The 11,452-nt window shown below is 62.9% G+C and carries 13 protein-coding genes; 6 read left to right on the plus strand and 7 right to left on the minus strand.

Annotated elements, in window-relative coordinates:
- Positions 1-40: 40 nt before the first annotated feature.
- From pcaD to ACO550_RS28880, 5 genes are read right to left on the minus strand one after another with little or no spacing between them, the layout of a single operon-like run.
- On the minus strand, positions 41-820 hold the full coding sequence (gene pcaD / locus ACO550_RS28860) for a 3-oxoadipate enol-lactonase (protein WP_315595791.1): 780 nt from the start codon (positions 818-820) through the stop codon (positions 41-43).
- 14 nt (positions 821-834) lie between these two features.
- Complete coding sequence (gene catC, locus ACO550_RS28865) at positions 835-1,119, minus strand: muconolactone Delta-isomerase (protein ID WP_315595792.1); 285 nt, start codon at positions 1,117-1,119, stop codon at positions 835-837.
- 30 nt (positions 1,120-1,149) lie between these two features.
- Positions 1,150-2,208 (minus strand): cyclase family protein, encoded by a 1,059-nt coding sequence (locus ACO550_RS28870; protein ID WP_315595793.1) that lies wholly within the window; start codon positions 2,206-2,208, stop codon positions 1,150-1,152.
- Positions 2,209-2,222: 14 nt separating this feature from the next.
- Entirely contained in the window at positions 2,223-2,519 is a 297-nt protein-coding gene (locus ACO550_RS28875) for a YciI family protein (protein WP_315595794.1), read from the minus strand.
- Positions 2,520-2,543: 24 nt separating this feature from the next.
- Positions 2,544-3,884 carry a short-chain fatty acid transporter gene (locus ACO550_RS28880; RefSeq protein WP_315595795.1) on the minus strand — a complete coding sequence of 447 codons (1,341 nt, stop codon included), beginning with the start codon at positions 3,882-3,884 and terminating at the stop codon, positions 2,544-2,546.
- Positions 3,885-4,251: 367 nt separating this feature from the next.
- Here ACO550_RS28880 and ACO550_RS28885 point away from each other — a divergent pair, with 367 nt between their 5' ends.
- On the plus strand, positions 4,252-5,199 hold the full coding sequence (locus tag ACO550_RS28885; RefSeq protein WP_315595796.1) for a LysR substrate-binding domain-containing protein: 948 nt from the start codon (positions 4,252-4,254) through the stop codon (positions 5,197-5,199).
- Positions 5,200-5,239: 40 nt separating this feature from the next.
- Entirely contained in the window at positions 5,240-5,794 is a 555-nt protein-coding gene (locus ACO550_RS28890) for an STAS-like domain-containing protein (RefSeq protein WP_315595797.1), read from the plus strand.
- Between the two features lie 77 nt (positions 5,795-5,871).
- On the opposite strand, the gene ACO550_RS28895 is transcribed toward ACO550_RS28890, so the two are convergent.
- On the minus strand, positions 5,872-6,819 hold the full coding sequence (locus ACO550_RS28895) for a dihydrodipicolinate synthase family protein (protein WP_315595798.1): 948 nt from the start codon (positions 6,817-6,819) through the stop codon (positions 5,872-5,874).
- A 110-nt stretch (positions 6,820-6,929) separates the two neighbouring features.
- Between ACO550_RS28895 and ACO550_RS28900 the strand changes: the two genes are divergently transcribed.
- The 4 genes from ACO550_RS28900 to ACO550_RS28915 all read left to right on the plus strand — a co-directional run bounded on the left by ACO550_RS28900 (position 6,930) and on the right by ACO550_RS28915 (position 11,191).
- The gene (locus ACO550_RS28900; RefSeq protein WP_315595799.1) at positions 6,930-7,856 is read left to right on the plus strand and encodes a LysR substrate-binding domain-containing protein; all 927 of its coding nucleotides are present in this window, start codon (positions 6,930-6,932) and stop codon (positions 7,854-7,856) included.
- A 138-nt stretch (positions 7,857-7,994) separates the two neighbouring features.
- Positions 7,995-8,960, plus strand: coding sequence for a tripartite tricarboxylate transporter substrate-binding protein (locus ACO550_RS28905; RefSeq protein ID WP_315595800.1), 966 nt, complete (start codon positions 7,995-7,997; stop codon positions 8,958-8,960).
- Between the two features lie 2 nt (positions 8,961-8,962).
- Positions 8,963-9,988 (plus strand): 4-hydroxythreonine-4-phosphate dehydrogenase PdxA, encoded by a 1,026-nt coding sequence (locus tag ACO550_RS28910; RefSeq protein WP_315595801.1) that lies wholly within the window; start codon positions 8,963-8,965, stop codon positions 9,986-9,988.
- Between the two features lie 27 nt (positions 9,989-10,015).
- Positions 10,016-11,191, plus strand: coding sequence for an enolase C-terminal domain-like protein (locus ACO550_RS28915; protein ID WP_315595802.1), 1,176 nt, complete (start codon positions 10,016-10,018; stop codon positions 11,189-11,191).
- 4 nt (positions 11,192-11,195) lie between these two features.
- On the opposite strand, the gene ACO550_RS28920 is transcribed toward ACO550_RS28915, so the two are convergent.
- On the minus strand, positions 11,196-11,452 hold a 257-nt coding region (locus tag ACO550_RS28920), incomplete at its 5' end, for a DUF6691 family protein (protein WP_485995046.1).

Raw genomic sequence — 11,452 nt, forward strand, 5'->3', positions numbered from 1 at the left:
ATGAAGTGGATCAGGCGAGGATGCTACAACCTATCCGGCCTCAACCGGCCAGAAACTTCGTCACGGCCTGATTGAAACCATCCACCTGCTGCAGGTTCGACAGATGCGCGGCATACAACTCCACGTACTGGGCGCCAGCAATCTTCTCAGCCAGGAAGCGGCCGTCCGACGGCGGCGTCGGGATATCACCCGAACCGGCAATCACCAGCGTAGGCGTGGTGATACGCGCGATCTCGCCACGCAGGTCCGAGTCGCGTACGGCCAGGCAGTTGGCCGCGTAGCCGCGCGCGTCGATAGCGCTCAGCATCGCGCGCAGTTGCTGCACCAGTTCCGGTTGCGCGGCACTGAAATCCGGCGTCAGCCATTTGTCGACCACGGCTGGCGCGATCGATCCCACGCCGTCGCGCTCGACCGCGGCGGCTCGGTTGGTCCAGTTTTCTGGCGGGCCGATATAGGCGGCCGTGTTGCAGAGAATCAGCTTCTCCAGGCGGTCGGCATGATGCACACCCAGCCACATGCCTGTGATGCCGCCCATCGACAGCCCACAGAAATACACGCGCTGCAGGCCCAGGTGATCGAGCAATGCGATGACATCGCCGCCCAGTTGCGCAATGCTGTACGGGCCCTCGGTCACGGACGACTGGCCGTGGCCGCGCGTGTCATAGCGCAGCACACGGAAATGCTGCGTCAGCGCGGCCAGTTGCGGCTGCCACATATCGACGGTGGTACCCAGCGAGTTGGACATTACCAATACCGGCAGGCTGGCGTCGCCATCGAGCTGGTAATGGAGCCTGACGTCTGAAAGTTCGGCGAATGGCATGGCGGACTTCCTGCTTAGTTCTGGGCGATGGCCGAACCGTGCTGGGCCAGCGCGGTCACCTTCATTTCCATATACGGGTACAGCGGCAGGCCCGTCAGCAGCGTGTGCAGCTCGTCGGCATCCTTCACGTCGAAGATGCTGACATTGGCGTAGAGGCCGGCCACGCGCCACAGGTGGCGCCACTTGCCTTCACGTTGCAGTTGCTGCGAGTAGGCCTTTTCATCGGCCTTGATCTTGTCCGCCACCTGCGGGTCCAGCGATTGGGGAATACGAACAGTCATTTCAACCATGAACAGCATGGCAGGCTCCTTGAATCAATGATGGCGAAGTCAGACGGTGGCGACCGGCGTCACCGGCGACCCCATGGCGCCGGGTAACCGCAATGGCGGCGCCGACAGGAAAAAACGGTGACGGCGTTCGCTGCGCAACCACGCAGCGAGGTCGTGCAAATACCAGAGTTCGCCCAGCGGCAAACCCAGCTTGAACAGGCAGTGATGGTGCAACGGCAGCATTGGCACCGGGCCCTGGTCCGCCGGCACGGCGCGGGCCGGATAGCGCTCCACCGCGTAATTGTCGGCGGCGATGGCTGCAATGCCGGAATCGGTAATCCACTGCAGCAGTTTCTGGTCGCGCCCGTCGAGCGCACAGCAGCTTTGGTGCAATAGATCCGCATCGGGCTGCCCGGCCATTTCCACCAGCATTTCGGCAAACCCGGTACGCAGCACGAGGATGTCGCCACGACCGACCTCGACGCCGTCGGCTTCGATCACGTGCATGAGGTCGTCATAGCCCACCGTGCGGCATTCGCGCCCATAGTAATGCGCGAGGTCCACCAGCACGCCGCGCGCCTGGATGCCATGCGCGGCGAAGGTTTCGATACCCAGCGCCTCGGCATGGCTATGGTCGTGCCCGCATGCATGAGCCGCGAAATGGTCGGCTTCGGCATAGTCGACCGGACCGATGACATCGGTGTTGGGCCTGAAGCCGTTGTAGTAAACGCGTTCGGCCACGCCGTCGCCATCGGCATCGAACAGCGCTCCGACATGGGCCAGCGAATCCCATTGCGTGGAGTACTGCATCGACAGCAGCACCTGATCGTCACTCAGCACGTCCAGCGCGCGCGGATCGACCTTGGCCAGCGGGAAGTTCACGTAAGCCACATCGTCGCGGAACGTGGGGCGCAGCACCGGCGGGTGCCGGCGTGGGTTCAGCACGTTGCCGCCGGGCAGGTCCAGCGGCAACGACAGGCAGAACGTACGGCCGCTCTGGATCTCCCGTGCCGCGCCGCGTACGCATTCCGGCGTGATCAGGTTCAGGCGGCCGAGTTGGTCATCGTCGCCGAAGTCGCCCCAGTTGGCGCCCTCGGGGCGTTGCTTCCATCGTTTCATGACTTCGGTCGCGCTCAGATATGACGGACGCCGTCGAGGTAAGCCTTGCGCCAGCGCATGATCTTGACCTCGGCGAACAGCTCGGCCGTGTAGAACGGATCGGCCTCGATAAAGGCCTGGGCCGCTTCGCGTGTTTCCACGTCGACAATATAGATGCCGCCACCGCCATCGCTGCCGTCGTCGTTGAGCTTGGCGCCGCACGCCAGCAGCAGTTGCTTGTTGGCTTCCAGAAAGTCCAGGTGCGTGGGCCGGTTGGCCTGGCGCACATGCTGGTGGTTTGGCTTGTCAAACGTCTCGATCAGGTACGGCATGCAATGTCTCCGGCAATATTGGTTTCAGTGCGTGAGCATGCCCCAGGCCAGCAGTGACACGATATAGATCGCGCCGACCCAGAACATCATGATCACGGTATAGCCCATCACGTCCTTGAGCTTGAGCTTCGAGAGCGCCAGCGCCGGCAGGATCCAGAACGGTTGCACCAGGTCATTCCAGGCATTGCCCAGCATCACCGACATCGACGTCTGCGCCACCGAGCTGCCGATCGCCTTGGCCGCATCGATCATGAACGGACCCTGGATCACCCAGTGGCCGCCACCCGACGGTGCAAAGAAGTTGATCACGAAGCTGCTGACCAGGCCCCAGAACGGCAGCGTCTGCGGCGTGGCGATGTCGACGAACACGCGCGAGATGGTATCCACCAGTCCCGAGCCCGCCATCACCGCCATGATGCCAGCGTAGAACGGATATTGCAGGATGATGCCCGAAATGGTCTTGATGCCCTCGTTGAGCCGGGCCACGTAGTTGGCCGGCGTACCGAGCAGCAGCACGCCGATGAACAGGATCAGGAAGTTGATCAGGTTCAGGTCCAGCGTACCGCCCTGCACGAAGTACAGCACCGCATAGGCCATGCCGCACAGCCCGATCAGCAGGCTCAGCAGACGGCTGTTGTTCATGCGCGCGGCCAGCGTGTTTTCAACGCCCATGCTGTGGCCACCCGCGACCGCGTTGTCCGGGGCGAAATTCTCCTCGCGGATTTCCACCACGTCGGCAGCATCGCGCGGATGCAGCATTGCGTTGAGCAGCGGCAGCGTGACGATCACGGCCAGGCTGGTCAGCAGCATCGGCACGGAGAAGATGGTGTCCTTGAGCGCAATCACGCCCATCAGCTTTTCCATCGGGTGCCCCGGGGTGGAGATCAGCACCGGGATGCTGGCCGACAGCCCAAGCCCGTACATCGTAAAGCCGCTATAGGCCGAGGCGATGATCAACGGGTAGTGCACGCCCTTGACCTTCACCGCCAGCTTGCGCGCGATGATGCCGCCAATCACCAGGCCAAAGCCCCAGTTCAGGTAGCTGCCGATACCGCCAACCAGCGTGGCGACGATGATGGCGCCGCGCGGCGTTGCAACGCGCGCCACGATACTGTTCAGGAAACGGTCGACCAGCGGCGCAGTGGCCAGCACGTAGCCCATGGCCAGGATCACGGCCATCTGCGTGGTGAACGAGAGCAGGTTCCAGAACCCCTTGCCCCAGTTCATGATGATCGCGTTGGCGCCCTGCCCTTCGACCAGCATCGCCATCACCATGCTGAGCAGCGTCAGGCCAATGGCAAATACAAACGGGTCCGGCAAATACCGGCGCATCAGTTCCGTAAAGAACCCGGCAACCTTGTTCAAGGCTTGTCTCCTGAAATCCGAAATGACCGCATATCGAACTGGCGTTCTACACGCGAACGTCTTTTTACAAGATCAGGAGCGTAAGACTTCAGATGAAGCAATGTCAAGGCAATGAATTGCTCGATTAATATGGTTTCGAGCAACTATTCGATGCTGCGATGCAGCGCAACACGGACCCTGACGTATGCTCCCAAGTCCCACAAACATAAGGGGCCACGCCCGATTTTGCAGTGCACAACGCAGCTTTCACCACAGTAAGGTACGTAGCCGGTATCCGCACAGAATGGGGGCACATGCGCCGATACCGGGAAGCGGCCCGCACCATACAATCACTCACCCGCACTAACCCGCGACACAAGACCCACCCATGATTCCATCCGTCTCCGCCCTGCATAGCCGCCTCAGGATGCAGCACCTGCGCCTGCTGGTAGCCATCGAGGAGCGCGGCTCGCTGCGCCAGGCAGCCGAGGCACTGACGCTGACGCAACCCGCGGTCAGCAAGATGTTGCAGGACATGGAAGACCTGCTCGGCGTAACCTTGTTCGAACGCCATGCGCGCGGATTGCGGGCCACGCGCTTCGGCGGTGCCGCTACGCGCTATGCCAAGCTTGTGTTCGCCGACATGGCGGGCTTGCGCGACGAACTCGTGGCGCTGGAATCGGGCAAGATCGGACGCGTGCGCGTGGGCGCGGTCATGGCACCGACCCCAGGCCTGCTGGCCGCCGCGATCCGCGACCTCAACCGGGATCATCCGCAACTGGAAATCGCGGTACAGGTCGATACCAGCGATGTGCTGATGCCCCTGCTGGAACGCGACCAGCTCGATATCGTGCTGGGCCGCGTGCCCGAAGGCTGGGACAGCAGCGGCCTGGAGTTCGAACAACTGGGTGACGAAGGGCTGGCCATCGTGGTCGGGCCCCAGCATCCGCTCACTCGCAAACGCAAACTGCAACTGGCCGAACTGACCTGCTTTCCCTGGATCATGCAGCCGCGCCCAAGCCCGATGCGCGCGCTGATCGATCGCTCGTTCGAAGACGCCGGCGTGGCACCGCCACCTTCGACGATCGAAACGGCCGCGGTACTGATGACTACCTCGCTGCTGATCGACAGCGAACTGATCGCGGTACTGCCCGAATCGGTAGCGGCCTACTACGCCAGGCTTGGCGCGCTGGCCGTACTGCCACTACCGTTGCCGATCAAGCTCGGCCCCTACGGCATTGTTACGCGACGCGGGCGGCCGGTGACTGCGTCGATGAGTTTGCTGGTGGATATGCTGCGCGCGTGTACGGGATCTGTCGGTAGTCAAATTCCTTGACCGTTTAGGTTGACGAAATCCACAGCGGGAATTTTCGCTATTGGACGAGCGCCATGCGATTCTGGAATTATCGAAAGGAAAGCTGACGACCGATCCCAAGAATCATCCCGGCGAAGGCATTTTCTTCACCTCCCGCATGTTCGACAAGTTCGACATCGCCTCCGGCGGCTTCCACTTCCGCCATGAGAATGGCAGGCGGGAGGCCTGGCTGACCGAACGCGACAAGAGCGCCGCAGGCACTGGCGTCTTCATGGAGTTGAACAATCACACTGCACTGACGACACGGAAGGTGTTCGACGAGTTTTCAAGCAACGATGATCTGGACTTTGACAAGACCATCATCCCGGTGATGTTGGCAACGTATGGTGACGATGCGCTTATTTCACGCTCGCAGGCCAAGCGACTGTTGGCTCGCGTCGACTTGTTCAGGTCGGTACTCTTCGACTTTGGCGGCGTGAGTGCCATCGGCCAGGCATTCGCAGACCAGATCTTTCGCGTCTTCGCCAATGAGCACCTTGATATTACTCTCGCCCCGATCAACGCGAACAAGGATGTACAAGACATGATCGACCGGATTCGAAGGAATATCGAATGATCGGATAGGCAACACCTGCCGGTGTTCTCCCCTCTCTCGCGCTTGAGAGGGGAGCCAACCAAGGGGTATTTCAAACTTCAGCGTCCCCAGCGCAGCACCAGTGGATCGAGCCGGCGCGCTACCTTCAGCAAACCCGCACGCGTGGCCGGGTGCATCGGCTGCAGCGGGTGGCGTACGGCGTCCGAGCGAATCACGCCGCCTTCCTGCATCAGCACCTTGGCCGTGGCCAGCCAGCCCTGACGGTTCTCGTAGTTGATCAGGGGCAGCCATTGCTGGTAGCGCTCGGCGGCCTTTTCGGCATCGCCGGCCTGCCACGCGTCGAGAATCTGGCGAATGCCGTCGGGATACCCTGCCCCGGTCATCGCACCGGTGGCGCCGGCCTCCAGGTCGGCCATCAGCGTAATCGCTTCCTCGCCATCCCACGGGCCCACGATGGCGTCGCCGCCCAGTTCAATCAGGTCGCGCAGCTTGGCCGCGGCCATCGGTACCTCGATCTTGAAGTACGAGACATTGGCGATTTCCTTTGCCATGCGGGCCAGGAACGGCGCTGACAACGTGGTACCGCTGACCGGCGCATCCTGGATCATGATCGGGATATCGATCGCCGCGGAGACGGTGGCAAAGAAATCGTAGATGCCGCGCTCGGGCACGCGGATCGTGGCGCCATGGTATGGCGGCATCACCATCACCATGGCCGCACCGGCGTCCTGTGCGGCGCGGCTGCGTGCGGCGCAGATATGCGAGCTGAAATGCGTGGTGGTCACGATCACCGGCACGCGTCCGGCCACGTGATCGAGCACCGTAGTCATCAGCAGGCTGCGTTCATCGTCCGTCAGCACGAACTGTTCCGAGAAATTGGCCAGTATGCACAGGCCATCCGAGCCGGCATCGATCATGAAATCGATGCACCGGCGCTGGCCGTCCAGGTCGAGGCCGCCCTGCGCATCGAAGATGGTCGGCGCCACCGGAAATACCCCGCGATAGGCTGATGCGGCAGGTACGGCTGAAGTCGCTGGCGTGGTCATGCTGTCTCCGTCTGGTTTGTCTGGTGGTGGCCAATATACGGCGCCGCCCGCGCACATGTATATTGAATCCTTTCCATAACGTGATCGCTTTTTGGAATCACCCTCCGATCATGAAGACCACGCTCGATGTCCTGATGTCACGGCTGCGCATGAAGCAGTTGCAGTTGCTGATTGCGCTGGACGACCACAAGAGCCTGCACCAGGCCGCCTCGGCCATGGCCATGACCCAATCGGCCGCCAGCAAGGCCTTGCAGGAACTGGAGTCGATGCTCGATGCGCCGCTGTTCGAACGCTCGCGCACGGGTATGCGCCCCAACCCGTTTGGTCACTGCGTGATCCGCTATGCGCGGTTGATGGTGACGGACCTGGGTGCGCTTTGCCAGGATTTTGCCGAGATCCGCTCGGGCCAGGGTGGCCATCTGGCGGTTGGCACCATCATGGGGGCGGTGCCCGACATCCTGGTTCCGGCGTTGGGCGCCATGCAGGCGCGGCAACCGAAACTGTCGATCCATATCGTCGAGGACACCAGCCTGCGGCTGCTGGAACAGCTCGACGACGGCCGGCTCGATCTCCTGCTGGGCCGCGCGCTGGTCAGCGACCAGCCCGACCGATACCACTACCAGCCGCTTGGTGAAGAGCCGATTTCGGTGGTGATCGGATACCCGCATGCGGCGCCACGTGCCCGGCACATGACGCTGGCGGACCTGGCGACGTATCGCTGGATCGTCTATCCGGGCCATATGCCGATGCATGAACTGCTGCAGCGCGAATTCGACCTGGCGGGCCTGTCGATGCCCGCCAATACCATCTCCACGGCCTCCACCTTTGTCACGGTGGCCATGCTCCAGCATGGCGCCGGGCTGGTGTCGCTGCTGCCCACCAGCGTGGCCGAGATGTTCGCGCGCCAGAAAATGCTGCGCATCCTGCCCGTGACACTGCAGTCGCGCCAGCACACGATCGGCATCGTGACGCGGCGCGGCGGCAGCCTGTCGGCGGCGGCGCGGCAGTTGGTCGGGCTACTGCAGGGGGCCGACTGAAGGCCGGACGGACCGCGCGCAGACCGGTCGAGCGATCACCCCAGGTTATCGCCACTTCAAAAAAGCTCAGTATTCCGCAGGCACTCGGCTCCGTATAGTGTGATCACGCAGCGCAGACTGCATATTACGGAGACAACCATGAAGAAATGGATGGCTGGCGCACTGGCCGGCATGGTGGGCATCGGCATGGCCATGCCCCTGGCACACGCCGACGACGCGCGCCCGGTTCGCATGATGGTAGGCGCCGCGCCCGGGGGTGGCACCGACGTGATGGCGCGCATCGTATCGGAAAAGCTCGCCGCAATCCTGAAACAGCCGGTAGTGGTGGACAACCGGCCCGGTGCGTCGAACACCATCGCCGCCGATATCACGGCCAAGGCCGCGCCCGATGGCAATACGCTGCTGATGGGCGTATCGACGTCGCAAGCCATCGCGCCGCATCTGCTCAAGCTGCAGTTCAACCCGCTCAAGGATCTGGTACCGGTGGCGCTGGTAGCGCAGGTGCCCAATGTGCTGGTGGTCAACAACCAGGTGGCGGCCCGCGATGCCAAGGCGCTGGTGGCGCAGATCCAGGCCAACCCGGACAAGTTCCGCTATAGCTCATCGGGCGTTGGCAGTACCCAGCATCTGGCCGCGGCAGCATTTGCGCACCAGATCCACGGCAAGATGCTGCATGTGCCGTACAAAAGCAGCGCCAGCGCGCTGGTGGACCTGATGGGCGGCCAGGTGGACATGAGCTTTGAAACCATGCCATCCGTGATCAACCATATCAAGGCCGGCAAGCTGCGCGCGCTGGCCATTACGTCCGAAACCCGCTCGCCGCTGCTGCCCAACGTGCCGACGCTGGTCGAGGCGGGCGTTCCGGAGATCCAGGCCAATACCTGGTACGGCGTCTACGCCACGGCCGGCACACCACCCGCCACGCTCCAGAAAATCGGCGCGGCGATGGCCAAGGTCATGAAGGACCCCGATACCGTGCGCCGCTTGAGCGAAGTCGGCGCGGTACCCGGCACGCTCGATGCGGCCCAATTCGATGCTTTCTCGCGTAGCGAATATGCGCGCTACGGCAAGCTGATCGCCGAACTCGGCGTCAAACTCGACTGATCATGACCCAACGTCCCCGTATTGCAATGGTGCTTGGCGATCCCGCCGGCATTGGTCCCGAACTGATCGCCCGTCTGCTGGCAGATCCCGTCAGCGCCCAGGCGCGCATCCTGTTGATCGCCGATCGCGACGAATGGCGGCGCGGCATGCAAGTTGCCGGCGTCGACCTGTCGTTGCCCGAAGTGGACCGACCCGATTTCCAGGGCACCGAAGCCGGCCCGCACCTGTATCACTGGGCGCTTGACGACCAGCCAGCGTACCCGCGCGGCGAAGCCAGCGCCGAGGGCGGCCGCTATTGCCTGGGTACGCTACAGGTGGCAGTCACGCTGGCCCAAGCCGGCCAGGCCGATGCAATCCTGTTTGGCCCGCTGAACAAGAGCTCGATGCACGCGGCAGGCATGGGGCATAACGACGAGTTGCACTGGTTCGCGGAACAGCTGGGCTATCACGGCGCGTTCTGCGAATTCAATGTGCTCGACGGCTTGTGGACCTCGCGGGTGACGTCGCACGTAGCGCTCAAGGAAGTGCCGGCGATGATCACCCCAACGAGCGTACGTGCTGCCATCGACCTGATCGACAACGCACTGCGCCGCTCCGGCATTGCCACGCCACGCATCGCCGTTTGCGGCCTGAACCCGCACAACGGCGACAACGGCGCATTTGGCCGCGAGGAAATCGACGTGATCGGGCCGGCGGTGGCCGAGGCCCAGGCACGCGGTGTCGCGGCACAGGGCCCGTTCCCGGCCGACACGATCTTCCTGAAGGTGCAAGGCGGCCCCGAGCAGCGCCAGTTCGACGCCATTGTCACGATGTACCACGACCAGGGGCAGATCGGCATCAAGCTGATGGGTTTCTCGCGCGGCGTGACCGTGCAGGGTGGCTTGCCGGTGCCGATCACCACGCCGGCCCATGGCACGGCTTTCGATATCACGCAGCAGGGCCGCGCCAACCCGGGTGCCACGCTGCAGGCGTTTCACCTGGCCTGCCAGATGGGTGCCCGGCGCCTGGCGCAGGCGCACGCCGCCTGATACCCATATTTCCGGAGACAACGCACCATGAAGATCACCAACGTCCGTGCCCGCGTATTCGAATGGAAAGGCAAGACGGTGCCACCGCAAGCGCATTTCTGCACCAATGCCACCGATATCCTGTTCGATCGTGGCGATGCGATGGGTTCATTCCGCTTCCACGGCTGGCTGGTAGTGGAAATCGAGACCGATGATGGCCATGTCGGCATCGGCAACTGCGCACTGGCGCCGCGCGTGGCCAAGCAGATCGTCGACCAGTACCTGGCACCGATCGTGATCGGCCAGGATCCGTTCGACAACGAATACCTGTGGCAAAAGATGTATCGCCGCACCCATGCCTGGGGCCGCAAGGGCATCGGCATGGCCGCGATTTCGGCGGTGGACATCGCCCTGTGGGACCTGATGGGCAAGGCCACCGGACGGCCGGTGTTCAAGCTGCTGGGCGGCCGCACCAAGGAAAAGATCTGGTGCTACGCGTCGAAGCTCTACAACAACGACGATCGTGACGTCTTCCTGGGCGAAGCGCAGCGCTATCTGGACCAGGGCTTCACGGCCATGAAGATGCGCTTTGGCTACGGCCCCCGCGATGGCCCCGCCGGCATGCAGAAGAACCTGGAACAGGTGCGCCTGCTGCGCGAACTGGTTGGCGACGGCGTCGACATCATGCTCGAATGCTATATGGGCTGGACCCTCGAGTACGCACGCCGCATGGTCCCGCGTCTGGCCGAGTTCAACCCGCGCTGGCTCGAAGAGCCGGTCATTGCCGACGATATCGAGGGCTATGCGGAACTCAAGAAGATGAGTCCGTTCCCGATCTCCGGCGGCGAGCACGAATTCACGTCATACGGTTTCAAGGACCTGCTCGAACGCCGCGCCGTCGATGTGATCCAGTACGACACCAATCGCGTGGGCGGCATCACGGCCGCGCAGAAGATCAATGCCATGGCCGAGGCATGGTCGGTGCCGGTGATTCCGCATGCGGGCCAGATGCATAACTACCACCTGACCATGGCATCGACCGCCTCGCCGATGTCGGAATACTTCCCCGTGCACGATGTGGAAGTCGGTAACGAGTTGTTCTACTACATCTTCAAGGGTGATCCGGCCCCGGACAACGGCTACCTGCAGCTTGACGACAACCTGCCGGGCCTGGGACTGACGCTGAACGAAGCGTACTTCGATCAGTTCGACATCATCGGGTAGTCAGTCAGGCGGTTGCGCGCGAGCCCTTGCCCGCGCGCAGCGCTTCAATCCCCTCGAATGCCGCCATGCCGGCCAGCATGGCGCCGACAAACCCCCACGCCTTGGCATGCCCCGCGGCGAGCGCCACCAGCGCTGGTCCCGGGCAAAAGCCTGCCAGCCCCCAACCCACGCCAAACGCCACACTGCCAAGCACCAGACGCATGGTGACAGCGTGTGCCGACGGCCATTGCAGCGGCAGTCCCAGCAGCGATAGCGTGCGAC

It is taken from the genome of Cupriavidus sp., assembly GCF_057315035.1.